At 70.2% G+C, this 23,373-nt stretch carries 21 protein-coding genes; 11 read left to right on the forward strand and 10 right to left on the reverse strand.

The window, feature by feature from the left end; translation table 11 throughout:
* The first annotated feature begins 105 nt into the window (after nt 1-105).
* Nucleotides 106-2,463, forward strand: coding sequence for an arylsulfatase (locus ASF88_RS11730; RefSeq protein ID WP_055918376.1), 2,358 nt, complete (start codon nt 106-108; stop codon nt 2,461-2,463).
* A 34-nt stretch (nt 2,464-2,497) separates the two neighbouring features.
* Complete coding sequence (locus ASF88_RS11735) at nt 2,498-3,604, forward strand: epoxide hydrolase family protein (RefSeq protein WP_055918379.1); 1,107 nt, start codon at nt 2,498-2,500, stop codon at nt 3,602-3,604.
* Nucleotides 3,605-3,608: 4 nt separating this feature from the next.
* On the opposite strand, the gene ASF88_RS11740 is transcribed toward ASF88_RS11735, so the two are convergent.
* Nucleotides 3,609-3,956, reverse strand: coding sequence for an ArsR/SmtB family transcription factor (locus ASF88_RS11740; protein WP_055918383.1), 348 nt, complete (start codon nt 3,954-3,956; stop codon nt 3,609-3,611).
* 224 nt (nt 3,957-4,180) lie between these two features.
* On the opposite strand from ASF88_RS11740, the gene ASF88_RS11745 reads away from it, so the two are divergent.
* A complete protein-coding gene (locus ASF88_RS11745; RefSeq protein ID WP_055918386.1) occupies nt 4,181-4,585 on the forward strand; it encodes an arsenate reductase ArsC in 405 nt (134 codons plus the stop codon).
* 84 nt (nt 4,586-4,669) lie between these two features.
* On the opposite strand, the gene ASF88_RS11750 is transcribed toward ASF88_RS11745, so the two are convergent.
* Nucleotides 4,670-8,551 (reverse strand): multifunctional oxoglutarate decarboxylase/oxoglutarate dehydrogenase thiamine pyrophosphate-binding subunit/dihydrolipoyllysine-residue succinyltransferase subunit, encoded by a 3,882-nt coding sequence (locus ASF88_RS11750; RefSeq protein WP_200935272.1) that lies wholly within the window; start codon nt 8,549-8,551, stop codon nt 4,670-4,672.
* 136 nt (nt 8,552-8,687) lie between these two features.
* Between ASF88_RS11750 and ASF88_RS11755 the strand changes: the two genes are divergently transcribed.
* A complete protein-coding gene (locus ASF88_RS11755) occupies nt 8,688-10,127 on the forward strand; it encodes a GuaB1 family IMP dehydrogenase-related protein (protein ID WP_055918393.1) in 1,440 nt (479 codons plus the stop codon).
* Between the two features lie 6 nt (nt 10,128-10,133).
* Here ASF88_RS11755 and ASF88_RS11760 read toward each other — a convergent pair whose 3' ends face one another.
* Nucleotides 10,134-10,532, reverse strand: a complete 399-nt coding sequence (locus ASF88_RS11760; protein ID WP_157498313.1) for a hypothetical protein — start codon at nt 10,530-10,532, stop codon at nt 10,134-10,136.
* A gap of 213 nt (nt 10,533-10,745) precedes the next feature.
* On the opposite strand from ASF88_RS11760, the gene ASF88_RS11765 reads away from it, so the two are divergent.
* From ASF88_RS11765 to ASF88_RS11775, 3 genes are all read left to right on the forward strand, one after another.
* Entirely contained in the window at nt 10,746-12,068 is a 1,323-nt protein-coding gene (locus ASF88_RS11765; protein ID WP_055920361.1) for a hemolysin family protein, read from the forward strand.
* On the forward strand, nt 12,065-13,102 hold the full coding sequence (locus ASF88_RS11770) for a hemolysin family protein (RefSeq protein WP_055918399.1): 1,038 nt from the start codon (nt 12,065-12,067) through the stop codon (nt 13,100-13,102). Before ASF88_RS11765 ends, ASF88_RS11770 begins: the two co-directional genes overlap by 4 nt.
* An 86-nt stretch (nt 13,103-13,188) precedes the next feature.
* Complete coding sequence (locus ASF88_RS11775) at nt 13,189-13,575, forward strand: VOC family protein (protein ID WP_055918402.1); 387 nt, start codon at nt 13,189-13,191, stop codon at nt 13,573-13,575.
* A 1-nt stretch (nt 13,576) separates the two neighbouring features.
* Here the strand turns inward: ASF88_RS11775 and ASF88_RS11780 are convergent, their stop codons facing one another.
* Nucleotides 13,577-14,662, reverse strand: a complete 1,086-nt coding sequence (locus tag ASF88_RS11780) for an NADH:flavin oxidoreductase/NADH oxidase (protein WP_055918406.1) — start codon at nt 14,660-14,662, stop codon at nt 13,577-13,579.
* Nucleotides 14,663-14,669: 7 nt separating this feature from the next.
* Nucleotides 14,670-15,287, reverse strand: a complete 618-nt coding sequence (locus tag ASF88_RS11785; RefSeq protein WP_055918408.1) for an HAD family hydrolase — start codon at nt 15,285-15,287, stop codon at nt 14,670-14,672.
* Nucleotides 15,288-15,320: 33 nt separating this feature from the next.
* Between ASF88_RS11785 and ASF88_RS11790 the strand changes: the two genes are divergently transcribed.
* Entirely contained in the window at nt 15,321-16,190 is an 870-nt protein-coding gene (locus ASF88_RS11790) for an ADP-dependent NAD(P)H-hydrate dehydratase (protein ID WP_055918412.1), read from the forward strand.
* Nucleotides 16,191-16,259: 69 nt separating this feature from the next.
* Nucleotides 16,260-17,663, forward strand: a complete 1,404-nt coding sequence (locus ASF88_RS11795; RefSeq protein WP_157498314.1) for a glycosyltransferase 87 family protein — start codon at nt 16,260-16,262, stop codon at nt 17,661-17,663.
* On the opposite strand, the gene ASF88_RS11800 is transcribed toward ASF88_RS11795, so the two are convergent.
* Nucleotides 17,660-18,112, reverse strand: a complete 453-nt coding sequence (locus tag ASF88_RS11800; protein WP_055918415.1) for a hypothetical protein — start codon at nt 18,110-18,112, stop codon at nt 17,660-17,662. The genes ASF88_RS11795 and ASF88_RS11800 overlap by 4 nt on opposite strands.
* Before the next feature lie 46 nt (nt 18,113-18,158).
* Here ASF88_RS11800 and ASF88_RS11805 point away from each other — a divergent pair, with 46 nt between their 5' ends.
* Both ASF88_RS11805 and ASF88_RS11810 read left to right on the forward strand, forming a co-directional pair.
* Nucleotides 18,159-18,473: a thiamine-binding protein gene (locus ASF88_RS11805; protein WP_055918418.1), complete on the forward strand. Its 315-nt coding sequence runs from the start codon at nt 18,159-18,161 to the stop codon at nt 18,471-18,473.
* Complete coding sequence (locus ASF88_RS11810) at nt 18,473-18,679, forward strand: hypothetical protein (protein WP_055918421.1); 207 nt, start codon at nt 18,473-18,475, stop codon at nt 18,677-18,679. Before ASF88_RS11805 ends, ASF88_RS11810 begins: the two co-directional genes overlap by 1 nt.
* A gap of 130 nt (nt 18,680-18,809) precedes the next feature.
* Here ASF88_RS11810 and ASF88_RS11815 read toward each other — a convergent pair whose 3' ends face one another.
* The 4 genes from ASF88_RS11815 to ASF88_RS11830 form a co-directional block, all read right to left on the reverse strand.
* Nucleotides 18,810-20,090: an MFS transporter gene (locus ASF88_RS11815; protein WP_055918424.1), complete on the reverse strand. Its 1,281-nt coding sequence runs from the start codon at nt 20,088-20,090 to the stop codon at nt 18,810-18,812.
* Between the two features lie 159 nt (nt 20,091-20,249).
* Nucleotides 20,250-20,903: a response regulator gene (locus tag ASF88_RS11820; protein WP_055918427.1), complete on the reverse strand. Its 654-nt coding sequence runs from the start codon at nt 20,901-20,903 to the stop codon at nt 20,250-20,252.
* Nucleotides 20,904-20,938: 35 nt separating this feature from the next.
* Nucleotides 20,939-22,198: a hypothetical protein gene (locus tag ASF88_RS11825; RefSeq protein ID WP_235493421.1), complete on the reverse strand. Its 1,260-nt coding sequence runs from the start codon at nt 22,196-22,198 to the stop codon at nt 20,939-20,941.
* Nucleotides 22,195-23,361, reverse strand: coding sequence for a sensor histidine kinase (locus tag ASF88_RS11830; RefSeq protein ID WP_055918430.1), 1,167 nt, complete (start codon nt 23,359-23,361; stop codon nt 22,195-22,197). Before ASF88_RS11830 ends, ASF88_RS11825 begins: the two co-directional genes overlap by 4 nt.
* Nucleotides 23,362-23,373 lie beyond the last annotated feature (12 nt).

The raw sequence follows: 23,373 nt of genomic DNA on the forward strand, positions 1-23,373 counted from the left end.
GGCTACTGCGGCCGATCGACCGGGCGCAATCGGGTTGCCGCGCGAGTGCGGCGAGGGTTAGGGTGCGGCCGTCCGGCGCTGTGATCGGGCACTGAGGGGGACGTCATGTCCGTACCGTTCCGTGGCCGCATCGACCTCGACATCCGCGACTCGAAGCCGGACTGGGCCCCATTCGAGCCGGCCAAGGCGCCGGACGGCGCGCCCAACGTCGTCCTCATCGTGCTCGACGACGTCGGCTTCTCGGCGATGAGCTGCTACGGAGGCCCGATCGACACCCCGAACATCGACCGGTTGGCAGACTCGGGCGTCCGGTTCACGCAGTGGCACACCACCGCCCTGTGCTCGCCGACCCGCAGCGCGCTGCTGACCGGGCGCAACCACACGCGCAACTCGATGGCGTGCATCACGGAGGCGGCGACCGGCTTCCCGAACGCGAGCGGCACCATCCCGCAGGAGAACGGGATGATCTCGCAGATACTGGCCGAGCAGGGCTGGAACACCTACATCGTCGGCAAGTGGCACCTGTGCCCGTCCGACGAGATGAACCTGGCGTCCACCCGGCGCAACTGGCCGACCGGCCGGGGCTTCGAGCGGTTCTACGGGTTCCTGGGCGCCGAGACGAACCAGTGGTACCCCGACCTGGTGTACGACAACCATCCCGTCGATCAGCCCGCCTCGCCCGAAGACGGCTACCATCTGACGGCCGATCTCACCGACAAGGCGATCGAGTTCATCGGCGACGCGAAGTCGCTGGCGCCGGACAAGCCGTTCTTCCTGTACTACGCGCCCGGCGCCGCTCACGCGCCGCATCACGCGCCGAAGGAGTGGATCGAGAAGTACGCGGGGAGGTTCGACCAGGGCTACGAGAAGATCCGCGAGGAGATCCTCCAGCGCCAGGTCGCCCTCGGTCTCGTCCCGGAGGGCACCGAACTGCCGCCGATCAACCCGATCGGCACGCCGGAGACGCGCAGCGGACCGGACGGCAAGCCGTTCCCGCCCCTCGACGTCACCAAGCCGTGGGACGCGCTCGCCGACGACGAGAAGCGGCTCTACGCGCGGATGGCGGAGGTCTACGCCGGGTTCCTCTCGCACGCCGACCACCACATCGGGCGACTGCTCGACTACCTGGAGGAGTCCGGGGTCCTCGACGACACCCTGGTCATGCTCGTGTCCGACAACGGCGCGAGCGGAGAGGGCGGCCCGAACGGCTCGGTGAACGAGAACAAGTTCTTCAACGGCATCCCGGACAGCCTGGAGGAGAACCTCGCCATGCTCGACGAGCTCGGCGGCCCGAAGACCTACAACCACTACCCGAACGGCTGGGCGATGACCTTCAACACCCCGTTCAAGATGTGGAAGCGCTACGACTACAACGGCGGGACGGCCGACCCGTGCATCCTCTCGTGGCCGTCCGTGCTCGGCCACGGCGGCGAACTCCGGCACCAGTACCACCACGCGGTCGACATCGTGCCGACCATCCTCGACCTGCTCGGGATGGAGGTGCCCGAGCAGCTCGGAGGCTACGTGCAGTCCCGGATCGACGGCGTGAGCATGCGCTCGGCGGTGGAGGACGCCGACGCGCCGACGACGCGTCCGACCCAGTTCTACGCGATGCTCGGTTCCCGGTCGATCTGGCACGACGGCTGGAAGGCCGTGTCGAACCACCCGGTGCTGAGCGGTTGGAGCCATTTCAACGACGACACCTGGGAGCTCTACCACACGGAGGTCGACCGTTCCGAGCTGCACGACCTCGCGGCCGAGCACCCCGATCGGGTGCGCGAGCTGGTCAATTTGTGGTTCGCGGAGGCCGGAGCGAACCAGGCGTTCCCGCTCGACGACCGGTCGGCGATGGAGATCCTCCTGACGCCCCGGCCGGTGTTGACCAGCCCGCGCGACCGGTACGTGTACCGGGTGGGTGGCGCGGAGGTGCCGGAGTCGCAGGCGGTCAATGTCCGCAACCGGTCGTTCGCGATCGGGGCGCTGGTCGACCTCCCGCAGCCCGGGGCGCAGGGCGTGCTGTTCGCGCACGGCGCCCGCTTCGGCGGCCACGCCCTCTACGTGAAGGACGGCCGGCTGCACTACGTCAACAACTTCGTGGGCAGTCTCGAGCAGCGCGTCGACGGCACGGAGGACATCCCGACCGGCGAGAACCAGATCCTGTCTGCGGCGTTCGAGAAGGACGGCGAAGACGCTCCCGGCGTCGCGACCGGCATCCTGAGCCTGTATCACGGCGAGCACAAGGTCGGCGAAGGGCGCATCAAGACCCAGCCCGGCTACTTCAGCCTCGCCGGCGAGGGGTTGTGCGTCGGCTACGACGGCGGCGAGCCGGTCACCGACGACTACCCGGGCGAGCGGCCGTTCCACTTCACCGGGGGAACGTTGCATCGGGTGGCGGTCGACGTCAGCGGCGAGCCCTACGTGGACCTGGAGCGGGAAGCGGCGGCGATGCTGGCGCGCGAGTAGTCGCACTGTCGGTCGCTGAGGCTACGGTGGCGGAATGGCCATCGACGACTTCCGTGTGCACGTGCCCGACGACGTCCTCGCCGACCTGCGCGACCGGCTCGCGCGCACGCGCTACTTGCGCTCGCCGCGGCCCGGTTGGCAGGGCGGGCTCGGCGGCGACGAGTTGCGCACCCTCGTCGACGGCTGGCTGGCGTTCGACTGGCGGGCCGAGGAGGACCGGCTGAACGCGGTCGAGCAGCACACCGCCTCCGTCAACGGTCACCGCGTGCACTTCGCGCGCGTGCGCGGAACCGGAACAGGCCCGCACACGCCGCTGCTGCTGCTGCACGGGTGGCCCAGCGCCTACGTCGAGTACCTGCCGCTGGCCGCCCTGCTCGGGGACGCGTTCGACGTCGTCATCCCGTCGCTACCGGGTTTCGTGTTCTCGGAGGCGCTCGAGCCTCCGCTGACCCGGCGTGCGATCGCGGAGACGCTGCACGGGCTGATGACCGAAGTGCTGGGGTTCGACCGGTACGCGACGTTCGGCGGCGACATCGGCGGGGGAGCCTCCACCTGGCTCGGCGCGGACCATCCGTCGAGCGTGATCGGCCTCCAGCTGCTGAGCCCGCCGTTCCCGGCCGACGAGACCCCGCAGAGCGACGAGGAGCGCGAGTACCTGGCCGCGCTCGAGGAGTACGACCGTCTCGACGGAGGTTACAGCGAGATCATGCTGACCCGACCCGACACCATCGCGGCGGCGCTGGCCGACTCGCCCGCCGGTCTCCTCGCCTGGATCGCCGACAAGTGGCACGACTGGGTCGACCACGAGAACGGCGGCTGGGACCGTGTGGTCGACTCCGGCATCCTGTACACGATCGCCACGCTGTACTGGGTGACCGACAGCATCGGCACGTCCTTCCAGCAGTACTACGACTACGAGCAGAACCCGCCGCGTCCGCCGATCACGGCGCCGGTCGGCGTGTACCTCGCCCGGGAGCCCGGGTTCGCCGGCTTCCCGCGCGCGTTGGCCGAGCGCGCGGCGCCGGGGCTGCGGGAGTTCGTGGAGGCGCCGGCAGGAGGCCACTTCGCCGGTTTCGAGCATCCCGAACTCGCGGCGGAGGCGATCCGGCGGTTCCATTCGCGGCTGCGGGACGACTCCTGACGCGTCAGACCGTGGCGAGGAACGACGACACGATGTCGAGCGAGCCGGGCACGATGCGGTAGTACGCCCAGGTGCCGCGCTTGCTCCGGCTCAGGAAGCCCGCGTCGACGAGGATCTTGAGGTGGTGCGAGACGGTCGGCTGCGACAGGTCGAGCGGTTCGGTGAGGTCGCAGACGCAGGCCTCGCCGTCTTCGTGGGCCGCGACCATCGACAGCAGGCGCAGGCGGGCCGGATCGGCGAGTGCTTTCATCGCCCGGGCGACCGAGACGGCGTTCTCCTCGCTGATCACTTCCTTCGTGATCGGGGCGCAGCACGCTTGGAGGTCGCGCAGGGGGAGGAGCTCGATGGTCATGCATCGATCATCCTCGATACATTGACAAACGTCAATGTATCTGTTCATCCTTGGTTCATCGACAAACGTCGATGAAGAAGGGAGAATCATCATGGGATGCTGCGACACCGACGAGTGCCAGGTGCTGCCGGACGGCTCCTGCTCGCCCGACTGCTGCTGACACCGACCGGGCCGTCGCTCGCCTCAGGGCGACGGCCCTTCCCCACGACCCACCCGGAGAACCGATGACCGACACCACCACCCCGACCGTGCTCTTCGTCTGCGTCCACAACGCGGGCCGCTCGCAGATGGCCGCCGGATACCTGCGAGAACTCGCGGGAGGCCGCGTGGAGGTGCTCTCCGCCGGTTCCGAGCCCGCCGACCGCCTGAACCCGGTCGCGGTGCAGGCCATGGCCGAGGAGGGCATCGACATCGCGGCGCACACGCCGGCGATCCTCACGACCGAGGCGGTGCGCGAGTCCGATGTGGTCATCACCATGGGCTGCGGCGACACCTGCCCGATCTTCCCGGGCAAGCGCTACGAGGACTGGGACCTCACCGACCCGGCCGGGAGGCCGATCGAGGAGGTGCGCCCGATCCGCGACGAGATCAAGCGCCGGGTGGAGGCCCTGCTCGCCGAGCTCGGCTGACGCCTCCCGAAAACGCTGACGCGCCTCCGGAAACGACGGAAGCCCCGGTCCATACGGACCGGGGCTCCTCGCGTTCTGAGCGCCTTACAGCGTCAGCGCCCGCTGGATGAGCACCGACTGCTCCTGCGCGTGACGCTTCGCCGAACCGGCGGCCGGCGATGCCGAGGCCGGTCGCGAGATGACGCCGATCGGACGCGGGCCCAGCTTGGAGGTCTCCAGGATGATGAACGGCCACGCACCCTGGTTCTCGGGCTCGTCCTGCGTCCAGACCAGCTCGGCGTTCGGGTAGGAGTCGGCCACGGCCTTCAGCTCGGCGCCGGGAAGCGGGTAGAACTGCTCCACGCGCACCAGGGCGATCTCGGGGTTCGGGTTCTTCTCCAGCTCGTTCACGAGGTCGTGGTAGAGCTTGCCCGCCATGAACAGCACGCGCTTGACGGCGGCCTTGTCGGTGATCCGGGCGTCGTCGATGACCGGCTCGAACTTGCCGTTCGTGAAGTCGGCGACGTCGCTGGAGGCGCCGCGCAGACGCAGCATCGCCTTCGGCGTGAAGACCACCAGCGGGCGGCGGGGCCGCGCGTACGCCTGGCGGCGCAGCAGATGGAAGTACGACGCGGGTGTCGACGGGCGCGCGACGGTCATGTTGTTCTCGGCGCACAGCTGCAGGTAGCGCTCGATGCGCGCACTGGAGTGGTCGGGCCCCTGACCCTCGTAGCCGTGGGGGAGGAGCAGGACGAGCGACGAGCGCTGACCCCACTTCTGCTCGGCCGACGAGATGAACTCGTCGATGATGATCTGGGCGCCGTTGGCGAAGTCGCCGAACTGCGCCTCCCACAGCACCAGCGCGTCGGGCCGCTCGACCGAGTAGCCGTACTCGAAGCCCATGGCCGCGTACTCGCTCAGCAGCGAGTCGTAGATCCAGAACTTCGCCTGGTTGTCGCTGAGGTTCGCCAGCGGCAGCCACTCCTGGCCGTTCGCCCGGTCGTGGAGCACCGCGTGGCGCTGCACGAACGTGCCGCGGCGGGCGTCCTGGCCGGCGAGACGCACCGGGGTGCCCTCCAGCAGCACCGAGCCGAGTGCGAGCAGCTCGCCGAAGCCCCAGTCGATGCCGCCGTTGCGGCTCATGTCGCTGCGCTTGTTGAGCAGCTGCTGCAGCTTGGGGTGCACCGTGAAGCCGGCGGGCGGGTTGTTGAAGGCGTCGCCGATGAGCTGGATGACCTGCGCGCTGACCGCCGTCGTCTCCGGCTCTCCGACGTTGTCGTTGTCGTCCTGCTGGGCGATCGGGTGCTCGATGTCGGCGGTCGCCTCGCCCTGGGTGATGACCGGGGTGGAGTGGGTCTGCGCCGCGTGCGTCTCCATGAAGGCCCGCTCCAGGCGGTCCTGGAAGTCGGCGTGCGCGGCCTCGTACTCCTCCTCGGTGATGTCACCGCGGCCGACGAGGGCCTCGGTGTACAGGCGGCGCACGGAGCGCTTGGCCTCGATGAGGTTGTACATCAGCGGCTGGGTCATCGAGGGGTCGTCGCCCTCGTTGTGACCGCGACGACGGTACGCGACGAGGTCGATGACGACGTCGCGCTTGAACTCCTGGCGGTACTCGAAGGCGATCTGCGCCACGCGCACCACGGCCTCCGGGTCGTCGCCGTTCACGTGGAAGATCGGCGCCTGGATGGTCTTCGCCACATCGGTCGAGTAGACCGACGAACGGCCCTCGGCCGGAGGCGTGGTGAAGCCGACCTGGTTGTTGATGTTGACGTGGATGGTGCCGCCGGTGCGGTATGCCCGCAGCTGCGACATCTGCATCTGCTCGACCACGATGCCCTGACCCGCCATCGCGGCGTCGCCGTGGATGAGGATCGGCAGCGTGAGGAAGGTGCCGGCCGGGCGGCGGTCCTGCTTGGCGCGGACGATGCCCTCCAGGACGCCGTCCACGGCCTCCAGGTGCGACGGGTTCGCAGCGAGGTAGACGGGGATCTCCGCGCCGTCGGCGCCCTTGAAGGTGCCCTCGGTGCCGAGGTGGTACTTGACGTCGCCGGAGCCCTGCACGGTGCGCGGGTCCTGCGTTCCCTCGAACTCGCGGAAGATCTGACCGTAGGTCTTGCCCGCGATGTTGGTGAGGACGTTCAGGCGGCCGCGGTGGGCCATGCCGATCGCGGCCTCGTCGAGCCCGGCCTCCGCAGCGCCCTGGAGGATGGTGTCGAGCAGGGCGATGGTCGACTCGCCGCCTTCGAGGCTGAACCGCTTCTGGCCGACGTACTTGGTCTGCAGGAAGGTCTCGAACGCCTCCGCCTCGTTGAGCTTGCCCATGATGCGCAGCTGCTCGTCGTGGCCCGGCTTCTCGTAGGGGCGCTCCAGCTTGTCCTGGAACCACTTGCGCTGGGCCGGGTCCTGGATGTGCATGTACTCGATGCCGACCGTGCGGCAGTACGAGTCGCGGAGCACGCCGAGGATGTCGCGCAGCTTCATGGTGCGCTTGTCGCCGCCGAACGCTCCGGTGACGAACTCGCGGTCGAGGTCCCAGAACGTGAGGCCGTGGTTCTCGATCTCGAGGTCGGGGTGGCTGCGCTGCACGTACTCCAGCGGGTCGATGTCGGCCATCAGGTGGCCGCGCACACGGAAGGAGTTGATGAGCTCCTGCACGCGGGCGGTCTTGTCGACGGCGCTCGCGAGGTCGACCGAGATGTCCGGGTTCCAGTGGATCGGCATGTACGGGATGCGCAGCTCGGCGAAGATGTCTTCGTAGAAGTTGCGCTTGCCGATGAGCAGCTCGTGGACGATCTTGAGGAACTCGCCCGAACCGGCGCCCTGGATGACGCGGTGGTCGTAGGTGCTGGTGAGCGTGATGGTCTTGCCGATGGCGAGGCCGGCGAGCGTCTTCTCGCTGGAGCCCTGGAACTCGGCAGGGTACTCGAGGGCGCCGGCGCCGATGATCGCGCCCTGGCCCTTCATCAGGCGCGGGACCGAGTGCACGGTGCCGATGCCGCCCGGGTTGGTCAGCGAGATCGTGGTGCCGGCGAAGTCGGCGGCGGTGAGCTTGTTGTTGCGCGCCTTGGAGATCAGGTCTTCGTAGGCGGCGAGGTACTCGCCGAAGCGCATGGTGTCGGCGCGCTTGATGCTCGGCACGAGGAGGGCGCGCGTGCCGTCGGGCTTGGGCAGGTCGATCGCGATGCCGAGGTTGATGTGCGCGGGGGCGACGACCGAGGGCTTGCCGTCGACCTCGTCGTAGTAGACGTTCTGGCTCGGGAAGTCCTTGAGCGCCTGGATCAGCGCCCAACCGATCAGGTGGGTGAACGACACCTTGCCGCCGCGGGCGCGCTTGAGGTGGTTGTTGATGACGATGCGGTTGTCGATCATCAGCTTGGCCGGCACGGTGCGGACGCTCGTCGCGGTGGGCACGCTGAGCGAGGCGTCCATGTTGGTCGCCAGCGACTTGGACATGCCGCGCAGCGGGGTGACCTTGTCCTCCTCGGCCGCCTCGAGGGTGGCGTTGGGGGAGGTGACCGGCGCGTCGGCCGGGACGGGCTGCGGCTTCGGTGCGATCGACGTGGTGCGCGCCGCCGGCTGCGAGCCGATGATCGGGATGGGCGTGGTGACCGGGCGGGGCTCGGAGGGCGCGGCCGATCCGGCGGGCGCCGCGGGAGGCTGCGGAGCTCCGGGGGCGGGGCTCGGAGCGGGCGCGGGTTCGGCGGGAGGCGTCGGGACGGTCGGCTCGCTGGGCGCCGGGACCGTCGGCTCGCTGGGGGTCGGTGCGCCCGGCTCGGCGGGCGTCGAAGCGGGGGTCTCGCTCGGGGTGGATGCCTCGTCGTCCTTCACGGTCGGCTTGTAGCTCTCCAGGATCGGCCACCAGGACTTGTCGACCGAGTTCCTGTCGTGCACGAACTGTTCGTACAGTTCGTCGACGAGCCACTCATTGGCTCCGAACTCGCCCGACGATCCGTCGTCGGTTCCCACACCGGTCAATTGGCTCGACACAGCCGATCGCCCACTCTCTCCGTTGATTTCGTTCCGATCGGGCGGCCGTCGACCGCCCGTCTCCATCCGAGGATCAAGCCTAATCCCATCGGCGCCCGGGTGCGGCCGTCCGACCCGGGAGGATACCGTTATTCCCATGCAGTTCTATGCCACGACTCCGCGCCACGATCTCACCTACTCGGACGTCTTCCTGGTGCCGTCGCGCTCGGACGTGACCAGCAGGCTCGACGTCTCCCTCGCACCCCAGGACGGCACAGGTGCGACCATCCCGATCGTGTCCGCCAACATGAACTCGGTGACCGGGAAGCGGCTCGCCGCGACGCTCGCCCGGCGCGGCGGCCTCGGGGTGCTGCCGCAGGACATGCACCTGCAGGACCTCGACGAGGCGATCCGCTGGGTCAAGGCGCAGCCGGTCGCCTTCGACACCCCGTACTCCGCCTTGCCGCACGAGACGGTCGCCGACGTGCTCCGCCGCGTGCCGCCCGTCGACGGGCACGGCGTCGTGGTGAGCGACGAGGGCGGCCGTTACCTCGGCTGCCTCGCCGCCCCGCAGCTGGGGTCGGCGCTTCCGGACGCGCGCATCGGCGACCTCCTGCACGGCGCCTTGACCTCGCTGGACGCGGAGGACCTCCCCGACGGCCGGGCGGCGTTCGACGTGATGGAGGCCGCGGGCCTCACGTTCGCGCCGGTCCTCGACCACGGGCGCGTGGTCGGCACGCTCAGCCGCACGAGCGCCCTCCGCTCCACGATCTACACTCCGGCGCTGGACGCGCACGGCCGGCTGCGCGTCGCGGCCGCCGTCGGCATCAACGGCGACGTGGCCTCCAAGGCGAAGGCTCTCGCCGCCGCGGGCGTCGACGTGCTGGTGATCGACACCGCGCACGGCGACCAGGACGGCATGCGCCGGGCGATCCACACGGTCAAGAGCCTCGGCCTCGGACTGCCGATCGTCGCGGGCAACGTCGTGACGGAGCAGGCGGTGCGCGACCTGGTCGCGGCCGGCGCGGACATCCTCAAGGTCGGCGTCGGCCCGGGCGCGATGTGCACCACCCGCATGATGACGGCCGTCGGCCGGCCGCAGTTCTCCGCCGTGCTGGAGACCAGCGCGACCGCTCGCGAGCTCGGCGCCCACGTCTGGGCCGACGGCGGCGTGCGCTACCCGCGCGACGTCGCCCTCGCGCTCGCCGCGGGCGGCGCCTCCGTGATGATCGGCTCGTGGTTCGCCGGCACCATCGAGGCGCCGGGCGCTCTGGTCGCCGACGACCGCGGCGCCCTCTACAAGGAGAGCTGGGGCATGGCCTCCACGAAGGCGGTCAAGGGTCGGTTCGAGCGGCTCGACCCCTTCGAGCAGGCCCGCAAGACGCTCTTCGCCGAGGGCATCTCGAGCTCGCGCATCTACCTGGACCCGCTGCGTCCGTCGGTGGAGGACCTCCTCGACATGATCACCACCGGGCTTCGCAGCTCGTTCACCTACGCGGGGGCCCGCACGCTGACGGAGTTCCACGACCGTGCCCTGGTCGGCATCCAGTCGGCCGCCGGCTACGAGGAGGGCAAGGCCCTTCCGGTCAGCTGGTAGCGCGGCTCAGGAGCCGTTGCCGGAGCCGGACTGGCCTCCGGAGCCGTTGCCGGACTGGCCGCCGAAGCCGTTGCCGTTGCCTCCGAACTGGCGCGGGGTGAAGTTCTGCCCGGTGCCGAAGCCGCCGCGGGCGTGGTCGACGGCGTTGGCCGTGAAGTAGCCCGCGAAGAAGACGATCACGAGCACCGCGACCGCGCCGACTGCGAGCGCGGTGTTCTGCGCCCAGGTGGGCCAGCGGTGCAGGACGCTTCCGTGCGACGGCTTCGCTGCAGGCATGGCCGATTCCTGTGCGTACTGCGGCTCAGGAGCGTACTGCGGCTGCGGAACGTACGGGGGCTGCTGCGCGTACTGCGGAGCCGGCTGCCAAGGCTGGCTCTGGTTTGGATTCGGGGCTGTGGTGCTCATGAGTGATTCCTCTCGGTGCGCTTCTGGCGCGAGGATGCCGTCGCTCGCTTCGCGCGCCCTATGGCGAGTCGATGCGCCGGCTGGGAATCGATCCGCTCGCGCGGGAACCAGGCAATTCCGCGGGCCGCGCCGCTATACTGGCTCGCGAAATGGACGACCCTCCTTCTGCCAGCCCATTCCATCCGATGAGTCCCCCTGCGCGGGGTGATCGCCATGCTCTATGAGTGGATCATGCTGGGGGTCGGCCTCCTGCTCACCGTCGGCACCGGCCTCTTCGTGGCCAGCGAATTCGCCCTGGTCAACCTCGACCGCGGCGACCTCGAGGCGAGACGGGCGCGCGGCGAGTCCCGTCTCACCATGACGATCGCGGCCCTGAAGATCACCTCGACGCACCTCTCGAGCGCGCAGCTCGGGATCACACTGACGACGCTGCTCACCGGTTACACGATGGAGCCGGCCATCAGCTCGCTCCTGCGCGGCCCGCTGACGGCGCTGGGACTTCCCGACGTCGCCGTGGTCCCCATCGCGTCGGTGGTCGCGATCGCCGTCGCCACGCTGCTGTCGATGATCCTCGGCGAGCTCGTGCCCAAGAACTTCGCGCTGGCGCTGCCGATCGCGACGGCCAAGCTGGTCATCCCGTTCCAGACGGTGTTCACGACGGTCTTCCGCCCGTTCGTCTTCGTGCTCAACGGCACCGCCAACGGGTTCCTCCGGTTGCTCGGCATCGAGCCGAAGGAGGAGCTGTCGGCCGCGCGCACGGCCGACGAGCTCTCGTCGCTGGTCCGGCGTTCGGCGAGTGCCGGTGTGCTCGAGGCGGACACCGCGACGCTGCTGAGCCGGACGCTGGCGTTCTCGGCGCGCACCGCCTCCGACGTGATGACTCCCCGGCCGCGTGTGGAGGCGGTCAAGCGCACCGACCCGGCTCAGACGGTGATCGGCCTCGCGCGCACGACCGGGTACTCCCGGTTCCCCGTCGTCGACGAGGACGTCGACGACGTCGTCGGCTTCGTGCACGTCAAGCAGGCCGTCGCGGTGCCGCGCCAGCGTCGCGCGCGCGTCCCCGTCTCCGCTCTGCAGACGGAGGCGCTGCGCGTGCCGGAGACCATGCACCTCGACACGCTGCTCGGCGAGCTGCGCGGCCGCGGTTACCAGATGGCGGTCGTGGTCGACGAGTACGGGGGGACCTCCGGCATCGCCACCCTGGAGGATCTCGTGGAGGAGATCGTCGGGGAGGTCGCCGACGAGCACGATCGCACGCGCGCCGGTGTGGTGCGCGGGCGCGACTCCATCACCTTCCCCGGCATCCTGCGACCGGACGAGCTGCAGGAGCAGGCCGGCGTGACCGTGCCGGAGGAAGGCCCCTACGAGACGGTGGCCGGCTTCGTCATGAACGAGCTCGGGCGCCTCCCGAAGGTCGGCGACGAGGTGCCGATCGACGGCGGCACGCTGCGGGTCGAGCGCCTGGAGGGCCGCCGCGTCGACCGGATCCGGTACACGCCCGATCCGGAGGAATCGACGACGGGAGGTGACGCATGAGCGACTGGGCCGGCATCGCCTGGCTGGTGGTGCTCCTCCTCGTGAACGCGTTCTTCGTCGGCGCCGAGTTCGCGGTCATCTCCGCACGCCGTTCGCAGATCGAGCCCCTCGCCGAACGCGGCAAGCGCAGCGCGAAGACCGCGCTCTACGCGATGGAGCACGCGACCCTCATGCTCGCGACGACGCAGCTCGGAATCACCGTCTGCTCGCTGCTGATCCTGAACGTGTCCGAGCCGGCGATCCACCACCTGCTCGAGGTTCCGCTCGGCGCCACGGGCTGGTCGGAGGACGTGATCGGCACGGTCGCGTTCGTGATCGCCCTGGTGGTGGTGTCGTTCCTGCACGTCGTGTTCGGTGAGATGGTGCCGAAGAACATCTCGTTCTCGATGCCTGACAGGGCCGCGCTGCTGCTCGCGCCTCCGCTCGTCGGCGTGGGGCGCGCGGTGCGGCCGATCATCGTCGCCCTGAACGCGACGGCGAACAGCGTGCTCAGGCTGTTCCGCGTGGAGCCGAAGGACGAGGCCGCGAGCACCTTCACCCTCGACGAGGTCGCGACCATCGTGAGCCAGTCGACGCGGGAGGGCCTCCTGACCGACCGCACCGGCGCGCTGACCGCCGCGTTCGAGTTCACCGCGAAGAAGGTGCGCGACGCCATGGTCAAGCCCGAGACGCTCGTCTCGCTGCCGGCGGCGCCGACTCCGGCCGACGTCGAGAAAGCCGTGGCGAAGCACGGTTTCTCGCGGTACGTCGTGCCGGACGCCGACGGCGAGCCGACCGGCTACCTGCATCTGAAAGACGTGCTCGACCTGGAGGAGACCGGGTTCGACCTCCCGGTTCCCGCCAAGCGGATCCGCCGGCTGGTGACCGTCTTCGTCGACAGCGATCTGGAGGACGCCCTGGCGAGCATGCGCCGCACGGGCAGCCACCTGGCGCGCGCCGTCGATGGGGAGGGCGCGACCGCGGGCGTGCTGTTCCTCGAGGACATCATCGAGGAGCTCGTGGGCGAGGTGCAGGACGCGACTCGGCGCCGCTGAGCCGCCCACCGAGACCGTCCGGTCCACGAGCGCCAAACCTCCCGGGCCGGAGTAGCATGCCGCGCGAAAGAACTGGAGAAATTCTCATGTTATCGTCAAGCAAGACCTACTCCGTCCTCCCCGCAGCCGATCTGTCCCGTGCCGTGGCGTGGTTCCGCGACAAGCTCGAACTCGAGCCGGAGGACCTGAGCGAACAGGGCGCCCGCTACCGCACCGGTGGCGACTCCTGGATCTACATCTACGAGACCGCCAACGCCGGCACCGCGCAGAACACCTCGATGTGCTGGCTGGTGGACGACATCGCCGCAGAGATGGAGCACCTCCGCGGCAAGGGCGTCGTCTTCGCCGACTACGACTTCCCGGGCCTGAAGACCGAGAACGGAGTCGCGACGGACGACGAGGGCAAGTCGGCCTGGTTCCAGGACAGCGAAGGCAACTACCTCTGCCTGACGCAGCCGAACTCGCCCATGTAGGTCAGTCTCGCCACTGCGCCCGCAGGTACTGCGGAGGCCAGTAGTCGATCGTGGCACCGAGCTCATGAGCGGCCCGCAACGGGAAATGCGGGTCGCGCAGGAGTTCGCGCGCCAGCATCACGGCGTCCGCGCTGCCGTTCTCGACGATGTCGGCCGCCTGCTGCGGCGTGGTGATCAGACCGACGGCGCTCACATCAACCTCCGCGGAGCTGCGGACGTGCTCGGCGAACGGCACCTGGTAGCCGGGCTCGAGCGGGATGCGGACGCCCGTCTGGATGCCGCCGGACGAGATGTCGAAGAAGTCGGCGCCCGCCTCTTGCGCCCAGGCGGCGACGGTAGCGGTCTGCTGCTCGTCCCAGCCTCCCGGAGTCCAGTCGCTGCCGGAGAACCGGACGAACAGCGGGACGCCGTCGCCGACCTCGTCGCGCACCGCCGACACGATCCGGAGCAGCAGCCGCGCCCGGTTCTCGAGCGAGCCGCCGTACTCGTCGGTGCGGTGGTTGGCGATGGGGGAGAGGAACTCGTGCAGCAGGTAGCCGTGCGCGGCATGCAGCTCGATGATGCGGAAGCCGACGTCGACCGAGCGTCGCGCTGCGGAGCGGAAGTCGCTCACGATGGCGTCGATGCCGGCGTGGTCGAGCTCGGCGGGCACCGCGAGGTCGCCGAACGCGACGGCCGACGGCGCGACGGCCGCCCAGCCTCCCTCCTCGACGGGGACGGAGCCGTGGCGGTCCTCGAAGCCCCAGGCCGGCCAGCTGGAGGCCTTGCGGCCCGCGTGCGCGAGCTGGATGCCGGGCACGGCGCCCTGCTCGGTGATGAACGCCACGATCGGCCGCCAGGCCTCCGCCTGCTCGTCCGACCAGATGCCGGTGTCGCGGGGCGAGATCCTGCCCTCCGGGTTGACGGAGGTCGCCTCCGTGAACACGATGCCGCTGCCGCCGACCGCGAGCGAGCCGAGGTGGACGAGCTGCCAGGTCTGCGGCACGCCCGACTCGTCGAGCACGGAGTACTGGCACATCGGAGAGGTCCAGATGCGGTTGCGGACGGTGACGCCGCGCAGGGTGATCGGGTCGAAGAGGGAGGTCATACGATTCCTAAGCTTCCAGGCCCTGCAGATATGCCCGGAGGTCGGCGGCCGATGTGTAGACGTGCCCGGCGATGCCGAGCGACCGGGCGCCCTCCACGTTCTCGGCCTTGTTGTCGATGAAGACCATCTGCTCGGGGGTCACGTGGAGCTCGGCCATGACGTGCTCGAAGATCTCGGCGCTGGGCTTGACGGTGCCCAGCTCGCCGCTCACGAACACCCGCTCGAACAGGTCGCCGAGCGTGCCGTGCCGGAAGTACGAGCCGAAGTCGCGCCCGGCGTTCGAGAGCAGCGCGAGGCGCGTGCCGCCGGCTTTCAGGTCGAGGAGGACCTGGAGAGTGTCGTGGTCGAGGGTCAGCCAGCTGCGGAAGTCGGCCAGCCACAGGCGGTGGATGGTCGCGTCCTCCCAGCTCTCGCCGAGCTCGCGCTCGATGCCGCGCCAGTACTGCTGGATCGTCAGCGTTCCCTGGTCGAGCGCGTTGCGGTGCCGCCAGTAGGCCGGCCAGAACTGCTCGGCGTCGCCGCCGGCGATCCCCACCAGCGCCGTCCGGTCCGTCTCGCTCGGAGTGACCGAGATGACCTCGCCGTAATCGAAGACGACCACCGTTCCGGGGATGGAGATGCTCATCCCTTGAATCTATCGTGGGCGACGGGAGGTGCGATGGACGACAACCGCGACCGGCAGGAGCCGAAGACCTGGGAGGCCGGCGACGCCCACGGGTGGATCGCCGTGCCGACGGACGACGACGACAAGTACTTGCGCGGCGTGCTCGGCATGGTCACCGGGTCGGCGCGCTATCCGGGCGCCGCGGTGCTCGGCGCAGAGGCGGCCGCGCGCACCGGCGTCGGGATGATCCGCTACCTCGGAGCGCCGCACGCGGCGGAGGAGGTGCTGCGCCGTCGCCCCGAGGTCGTCTCCGCGCCTGGCAGGGTGCAAGCCTGGCTCCTCGGCTCGGGGATGTCGGCCGACGACCGCAGCGACGACGACGCCCGCCGCCTGAACGCTGCGCTCGACGACGGCACCCCGCTCGTGATCGACGCGGGAGCGCTCGACCTGGTGTCCCGCGCGACAGGGCCGGTCGTCATCACGCCGCACTATCGCGAACTGGCGGTGGCATTGGCGGCGGCCGGCGGCGACGCGCCGACCCCTGACTCGGACGAGATCCGCGCCGACCCCGGTGGCTGGGCCGAGCGTGCAGCCTCCGCCCTCGGCGTGACGGTGCTGCTCAAGGGGCACACCACCCACGTCGTGGCCCCGGGAGGGCAGCGCATCACCGTCACCGCAGGTCCCGCGTGGCTGGCGACCGCCGGAAGCGGCGACGTGCTCGGCGGGGTGCTCGGTGCCCTGGTCGCCACGCACGCCGACGCGGTGGGCGAGCGCGGGCACGACGCGCTGGCGGCGCTCGCCGCGACGGCGGCCTGGGTGCACGGCAGGGCGGGCGAGAGCGCGTCGCAGGGCGGCCCCGTGGTGGCCCTCGACGTGGCGGAGGCCGTTCCTGGCGTGCTTCGCCGACTGCTCGCCGGAAGCTGAGCGACCTCGCACACGGGAGGGGCTGCGGCGTCGGTCGGGGTTCGGGTACGTCCCCTAGGATGAGGCCCCATGGGGATTGACGCGGCGGGGACGAGCGCTGCGAGCAACGAGTCGGGTGCGGCCTCCGGGGCACGCATCGCCGCTCGCAACGACGGTACGCAGGCCATCGCGGGGCTGCTGCCCGGCACGACCCTCAGCCGCGTGGCCTCCAGCCCGCTGAGCCTGTGGATCGCGTTCCTGGTCGTCCACCTCGTCATCGGCGGGCTCGCGCTCGCCCAGGGCAAGGGCCTCGGCGACGTGATGTGGGTCTACAAGCCCTGGGCGCAGCTCGCGGCGCAGGGCACGGAGATCGTCGGCGTGAACGCGGACTGGGTGTACCCGTTCGCGGCGATCGTGCCGGTGATGCTGCCGTTGCTGTTCGGAGCGGACAACTACGTCGGCGGCTGGCTGACGATGGTCCTGCTGCTGAACGCCGCCGCCTTCGCCGTCCTCATCGTCGGGCGGGAGCCGCGGCGGCTGGTCGCCGGCTGGTGGTGGCTGGCGTTCCTGCTGCTGCTCGGCCCGATCGCCGTCGGCCGGCTCGACTCGGTCTCGGCGGCGCTCGCCGTCGTCGGTGTGCTCTGGCTGACCCTCCACGAGCGTGCTGCGGTGGTGGTGCTGACGGTCGCGACGTGGATCAAGGTGTGGCCGGCCGCCATCCTCCTGGCCGCGGTGATCGGCCTGAAATCGCGCTGGCGCATCGTCGCGACCGCGGCGGTCACCAGCGCCATCATCGTCGCCGTCCCGCTCATCTTCGGCGCCGGCCTCCACGTGCTCAGCTTCATCACGATGCAGACCGGACGCGGCATCCAGATCGAGGCGCCGGTGGCGACGTTCTGGATGTGGCAGGCGGCGTTCCACGTGCCTGGCGCCGTGGTCTACTACGACCGGGATCTGCTGACGTTCCAGGTCACCGGCGAGGGCACGGTGGCGGCCGGTTCACTGATGAACCCGCTGTTCGGCCTCACCGCGATCGTTGTCGCCCTGATCGGCATCCGCTCGCTGCGGCGGGGAACGCCGTACACCCGCATCCTGCCGGAGCTGTCGCTGGCGCTGGTCACGGCCTTCATCGCCTTCAACAAGGTCGGCTCGCCGCAGTACATCACCTGGCTCGCGGCACCGGTCGTGATCGGCCTGATCTACCAGGGCCGCGGATTCAAGACCCCCGCGGTGCTCGTGCTCGTCACCGCGGCGCTCACCCAGGTGATCTACCCGTACCTCTACGACGGGCTGCTCATCCCGCTGCCGATCATGGTGGCGGTGCTGACCGTGCGCAACCTCATGTACTTCGTGATCCTCGGCTGGACGATCGGCGCGCTCTGGCGCAAGCGCCACGCCGACGAAGCGGCGGGCGACCTGCTGCCCGCGCACGCATGGCCGTTCCGCGCGGCGCCCGGCGCGCACCCGGTGCCGGTGCAGGAGGCCGGGGCCTAGGCGTCCTCGCTCAGAATTCGGGTCGCGGCGTCGATCGGGGACGCGTCGACCGTGTGCGTGGTGAAGGTCTCAGCGACGACCTCGTACGTGTTCTCCTTCGTCAGTACGATGTGGTGCACCAAGCCGGCGAAGCGCCGAGGATTGTGGCGTGGATGCACCCGGTTCTGCTTCTCGAGGGAGGCGATGAGCCGACTGCCGTTCACTTCGCCGGCCCACAGCACCTCGCGCAGGCCCTTGCGGTAAAGGCGATGACCACTGATCGCCTCGTCATTCGGGGAGCCGCCCGACGCGAAGCGGGTTCCGTGCCAGGAGAGCACGACGCTTCCCTCGCCATCGCGCGCGAGCATGGCCAGGACGGCGTGGCCCTCATCGGACGACATCAGCACCGCGAACGGCGCGTTGGGGCCCCAGGTGACGTCGAGGTGCACGGGAACGACGGATTCGGCCATAAGCCGGAGCCTAGCTTCTAGACTGGTGCCGGACGAAGGAGGACTCATGCTGGTCGCATTCTCGGTGGCGCCGAGCGGGGGCGAAGGGCCCGACGCGTCCGTGCACGACGCGGTCGCCGCGGCGGTGCGCATCGTGCGCGAGTCCGGCCTTCCGAACCGCACGTCGTCGATGTTCACGGAGATCGAGGGCGACTGGGACGAGGTTTTCGACGTCATCCGCCGGGCCACGGAGGCCGTCGGCGCCTACGGCTCCCGGGTCTCGCTCGTGCTGAAGGCCGACATCCGGCCCGGGTACAGCGGCGAGATCGAGGGCAAGGTCGAGCGGCTGGAGGCGGCGCTGGAGCGGGGCGAGGCGCAGTAGTGGACCCGGTCGCGTTCACGATCGCCTACTACGTGCTGGCGTACGGCTGGCCGATCTACCTGCCCGTGCTCGTGCTGGTCGCCGGCACGCTCTTGGGGGCGGTGCTCGTCGCGATCGTGGGGGCGATCCGCACCGGGTTCCGTCACGGCGACCCCGTCGACGACGACGTCGATGTCACCGAGTTCTTCGAGGCCCAGTCGCACTGAGCCTCCCGCACTGAGCCTCCCGCACTGAGCCTCCCGCACTGAGCGCGAAGGGCACGTCGTTGTCGCTTTCGGCGCCCGAAAGCGACAACAACGTGCCCCTCGGCAACGCGTCCCTCGGCTCGGCGGCGCGTCAGTCGATCGGGACCGGGTCGGGGCGCTGGGCGTGAACCACGCCGGTGTCGACGCCGCGCCGGAGGCGGGAGCGGTCGATGCCGAACGACACGAGCGCGAGCGCGATGCCGGCCACGGCCAGGACGATGCCGACGAGGATCGGCGACAGGTAGCCGAAGCCGGCCGCGATCGTGAGGCCGCCGAGGAACGCGCCCGACGCGTTCGCGATGTTGAGCGCCGAATGGTTGAGGGCGGCGGCGATCGACTGGCTGTCGTGCGCGACGTCCATCAGGCGCGTCTGGATCATCGGCGAGAGCGCCGACGCGGCGGCGGCGATGACGAAGATCGAGATCAGGAGGCCCGCGAGACTCCACGCCGTGAAGAACAGTGCCGCCAGACCGGCGAGCATCACGCCGAAGAACAGCAGCATCCCGAGCTCGACGCCGCGGTCGGCCTGGCGGCCACCGAGGATGTTGCCGACCGTCATCCCGACGCCGACCAGTATCAGCACCAGCGGGACAGCGGACGCCGTCAGCCCCGTGACCGTCGTCACCATCGGGGCGACGTAGGTGTAGACGGCGAAGAAGCCGCCGAAGCCGATCGCTCCGATGAGGAGGGCGAGCCAGACCTGCAGGCGGGTGAACGCCCTGAGCTCGTTGCGGAGGGTGGCCTTGGGGTCGCCGGCCTGCCAGGGCACCAGCAGGGCGACGGCGGCGAAAGTCAGGGCGAAGATCGCCGCGACGACCATGTAGGCGATGCGCCAGCCGTGCGTCTGCCCGATCCAGGTGATGAAGGGGACGCCGATGACGTTGGCGATCGTCAGCCCTGAGAGCACGAAGGCGACGCCCTGCCCGCGCTTGCCCGGCCCCATCAGCGATGCGGCGACCAGGGAGGCGATGCCGAAGTAGGCGCCGTGCGGCAGCGCCGAGACGAAGCGGGCCAGCAGCACGAGCTGGAAGGTGGGTGCGAGCGCGGAGGCGACCGTGCCGACTGTGAAGGCGACCAGCAGCCAGAGCAGCAGCTTCTTGCGCGGCCAGCGCGCGGCCATCGCGGCGATGGTCGGCGCGCCGACGACGACGCCGAGCGCGTAGGCCGAGATGATCCAGCCCACCTGCGCGTTCGCCGCGGTGGGGGAGGCCGCATAGAGCTGCGGCAGCAGGTCGTTGGCGATGTTCGGCAGCAGGCCCATGGCGACGAACTCCGTGGAGCCGATGCCGAAACCGCCGAGGGCGAGAGCGAGCAGGGCAAGACGAGTACGGGCCGACGACAGCTGCGTCGGCCCGTTGATGACGGGGTTCACTCCGTCAGTCTATCGAATCGTTTCGAGTGTGACGTTTCAATCGCGTTACGTGACGCCAACCCGGCGCGGACCCGGTGCCGAGGGGACGCAACACGCCGTTACCAACGCACCGTAACGGCGTGTTGCGACCCCGCTGCGGCGGGACCGGCGCGGCGCCACTCAGTCGTTCTGGAGGAGGATGCCGTCCTGGATCGCGCGCTTGCGCAGCGCCACCTTCGTGCCCACGTCGTAGCCGGCCACGCGGTACTTCTCGCGGATACGCTTGAGGTAGCTCTTGGCGGTCTCGTCCGAGATCCCGAGCTGGAAGGCCACGGCCTTCACCGGCTCGCCGGCGCCGTAGAGCGCCATCACGCGGCGCTCCTGCGCGCTGAGCTTCGGCGCGCCGCCGAGCTCGCCGGCGTTGAGGGCCAGGTCGAGCTCCGCCGAGATGAAGGACTCGCCCTTGCTGGCGGCCCGGATGGCCTCCACGATCATCTCGGCGTCCTCGCTCTTGACGAGGTAGCCGAGCGCGCCCGCGGCCAGCGCCTCGCGCACCACGGCCGGCTCGGAGTAGGTGCTCATCAGCACCGTCCGCACGCCGGTCGTCTTGAGCGTCGACAGCTTGAGCGAGATGGGGATGTTGTCCTTGAGGTCGAGGTCGAGCAGCACGACGTCCACCGGGAACTCGGGGTGCGTCAGCAGCTCGGGCCAGCTGGCGACGGCCGCGACCATGCGGATGTCGTCCGCTGCGCCGCGGATCCATTCGGTGAGGGCGCCGAGCAGCATCTTGTGATCGTCGACGATGGCGATTCTGATGGGGGGAGCCTCGCTCATGAGCAGCCTTTCTTCCTTCGGATGGCCGGGCCTGGTCAGGTCAGCTCGGCCGTTGTGTCGCTCACGGTGGTGATCTCGATGCGGAGCGCCGAGTCGGAGTACGACTCGGCGTGGCGTCCCACCTTACGGATAGCTTGCCACGCCGCAGGGTCTACCCCGTTTCGCGGCACACCGGTGGTCGTGATCACAATCGCCATTGTCGCACCGGTCGCCACGGCCGATCCTGCGGCCACCTGCGGTCCGGCGGCGCGTTCGATGTCGAGGCTGAGCGTGCGCGCCTGACCCGCTCCGGAGCGTACCGGGTCGCTGATCAGCAGCCACACAGCGGTGAGGAGGCCGTCGCGCTGATCGCGCGTGAGTCCCGCGGCGAGGCCGTCGGGGTCGGTGAGGGTGACGGTCGGGCCGAGCAGCGCCGACTCCGTCACGGCGTGGTACAGCCAGGTCTCCTTGCGGCCCTGGATGAGGTGCAGCCGCAGCTCGGTGGCGATGCTGGCGGCCGTGTCGGAGGTGGCCTCGTCGAGGGGGAGGGCGGTGCGACCGGTCGCCACCCCGTCGAGGAGGCGCTCGGCGGCGAGGTCGAGGCGGGCGAGCTCCTCCGACGCCATCATCCCGACGGCATAACCGGGCGACGACACCGTGCTCTGCACCTGGACGAGGTCGAGCTCCAGCTGCACGAGCGTGCTGAGCGACCGGACGACCTGCATGCCGACCAGGGGAGGCGCGATCGCGATGGCGACCGTGGCGACGCTGGGGCCGAGCATCTGGAGGTGGCCCATCGAACGGAACAGCAGCACCGCCGCCAGCACGACGCCGAGCACCGCTGTGGCGAGGACGATGTCGCGCGCGGGCCGCACCGGCACGCAGAGCAGCAGGGCCGGGCCGACGGCGGCTGCGGCCGTGAGCGGGATCCAGGCCGCCGATGTCGCGGTGCCGAGGACGTCGAGCACGACGACCGCCGCCCAGAGCGCGAGCGCGACGGCGAACAGCCAGTTCGGCAGGAGGTCGGGCAGCCGGAACCGCAGCACGAGCGCCGTCACCAGGGTGACCAGCAGTACGCCCCACGCGGCGAGGCTCAATGCGAGGTCGGGGTAGTTCGGCGCTGTGATCACCATGATGGCGAACAGGAAGGCGATGAGCGCGACGGAGGCGATGTTGAACCCGAGGTCGAGGCGCGCGCGGCCGAGCGCGTCGCGCTCCTGTCGCCCGCGGGGGAGGGTCGCGGAGCCCACGGCGCCCGACCGGCGGGAGCCGAGCAGCCCGCGGGAGAGGGGGATGGTGCGGTCGTCCGGGCTCACTTGGGCACCTCCAGCACCACGGTCGTCCCGCTGCCGGGCGATGAGAACAGTCGCGCGTTGCCTCCGACGTCGCGGAGGCGGGCGACGATGGACTCGGTGAAGCCGAGGCGGCCCTCCTCGATGCTCGCGACGTCGAAACCCTTGCCCGCGTCGGTGACCATCGCGCGCACCGTCGTCTCGTCGTCGGTGATCGTGACGTGCGCCTCGTTGACGCCGGAGTGCCTGCGCACGTTCTCGAGGCACTCGCCGAGGGCGAGCAGGAACGAGTCGAGCACGTCGCTCGGCAGCAGCACCTGGCCGGCGCCGTGCCAGTTGACCTCCAGCCCCATCCGGCGGAAGCGCTGCTTCACCGACTCCAGGGTGTTGCCGAGCGTGGACTCCTCGACCGGCTTGAGGCGGTAGTCGCCCGACCGCGTCGGGTCCGGCGTGAAGCCGAGGCGCAGCTGACGCAGCAGCGCCGCGTCTTCCGCGGCCTGCTCGCGCAGCGCGCCGACGCCGACACCGACACCGGAGTGGGCGAGCAGAGTGAGCGTGGCGAGCACGGTGTCGTGCAGCAGGCGGGCGCCCTGGCGGCGTCGCGCCTCCGTCTCGCTCGCCTGGCGCTCGACGCGATAGGCGCGGCTCATGGTGGAGATGCGCTTGAGGGCCCGCGGCACCGTGCGGGCCAGCCAGACGCCGGTGGCGGTGAGGGCGACCCAGCCGGCCACGATGAAGATCAGCACCTCGAGGAGGCGGGAGCCCGTGACGAGCAGCGTCGTCACCGTGGCGGCGAGGGTCGCGGCGCCGGCGAGGATCGCCAGCAGGGTGCGACGACGGGAGGTCGGCCCCAGCAGCGACACGCAGGCGACGCCGACGGCGCCGACGACGCCGACCGTGGTGACCGCCGACGGTCCGAGCTGCGACTTCGGCAGCAGGTTCAGGGCGATGATCCCGACACCCGCCACGACGATGACGCACATCCACACGGTCAGCCGGGTGAGCGTCGCGAGCTGGAACTGCGCCACCCCCATGCAGGCGAGCAGCACGAGCGACGCGAAGTACAGGGGCAGGGGGATGGTGCCGGGGACGCTCAGGGTCAACAGCGCCGTCGCGGTCGCGGTGAGGCCGACGGTGCGGGCGGTGGTGGCGAGAAGCCGATCACGCTCCTTCTGGATGCGCGACATGCCCCTCCGTTC

Source organism: Leifsonia sp. Leaf336 (assembly GCF_001423695.1).
Lineage (GTDB): Bacteria > Actinomycetota > Actinomycetes > Actinomycetales > Microbacteriaceae > Leifsonia.

Coding starts and splice junctions, on each gene's coding strand:
- ASF88_RS11730 (WP_055918376.1), top strand. CDS start 106: ATGTCCGTACCGTTCCGTGGCCGCATCGACCTCGACATCCGCGACTCG.
- ASF88_RS11735 (WP_055918379.1), top strand. CDS start 2,498: ATGGCCATCGACGACTTCCGTGTGCACGTGCCCGACGACGTCCTCGCC.
- ASF88_RS11740 (WP_055918383.1), bottom strand. CDS start 3,956: ATGACCATCGAGCTCCTCCCCCTGCGCGACCTCCAAGCGTGCTGCGCC.
- ASF88_RS11745 (WP_055918386.1), top strand. CDS start 4,181: ATGACCGACACCACCACCCCGACCGTGCTCTTCGTCTGCGTCCACAAC.
- ASF88_RS11755 (WP_055918393.1), top strand. CDS start 8,688: ATGCAGTTCTATGCCACGACTCCGCGCCACGATCTCACCTACTCGGAC.
- ASF88_RS11760 (WP_157498313.1), bottom strand. CDS start 10,532: ATGAGCACCACAGCCCCGAATCCAAACCAGAGCCAGCCTTGGCAGCCG.
- ASF88_RS11765 (WP_055920361.1), top strand. CDS start 10,746: ATGCTCTATGAGTGGATCATGCTGGGGGTCGGCCTCCTGCTCACCGTC.
- ASF88_RS11770 (WP_055918399.1), top strand. CDS start 12,065: ATGAGCGACTGGGCCGGCATCGCCTGGCTGGTGGTGCTCCTCCTCGTG.
- ASF88_RS11775 (WP_055918402.1), top strand. CDS start 13,189: ATGTTATCGTCAAGCAAGACCTACTCCGTCCTCCCCGCAGCCGATCTG.
- ASF88_RS11780 (WP_055918406.1), bottom strand. CDS start 14,662: ATGACCTCCCTCTTCGACCCGATCACCCTGCGCGGCGTCACCGTCCGC.
- ASF88_RS11785 (WP_055918408.1), bottom strand. CDS start 15,287: ATGAGCATCTCCATCCCCGGAACGGTGGTCGTCTTCGATTACGGCGAG.
- ASF88_RS11790 (WP_055918412.1), top strand. CDS start 15,321: ATGGACGACAACCGCGACCGGCAGGAGCCGAAGACCTGGGAGGCCGGC.
- ASF88_RS11795 (WP_157498314.1), top strand. CDS start 16,260: ATGGGGATTGACGCGGCGGGGACGAGCGCTGCGAGCAACGAGTCGGGT.
- ASF88_RS11800 (WP_055918415.1), bottom strand. CDS start 18,112: ATGGCCGAATCCGTCGTTCCCGTGCACCTCGACGTCACCTGGGGCCCC.
- ASF88_RS11805 (WP_055918418.1), top strand. CDS start 18,159: ATGCTGGTCGCATTCTCGGTGGCGCCGAGCGGGGGCGAAGGGCCCGAC.
- ASF88_RS11820 (WP_055918427.1), bottom strand. CDS start 20,903: ATGAGCGAGGCTCCCCCCATCAGAATCGCCATCGTCGACGATCACAAG.
- ASF88_RS11830 (WP_055918430.1), bottom strand. CDS start 23,361: ATGTCGCGCATCCAGAAGGAGCGTGATCGGCTTCTCGCCACCACCGCC.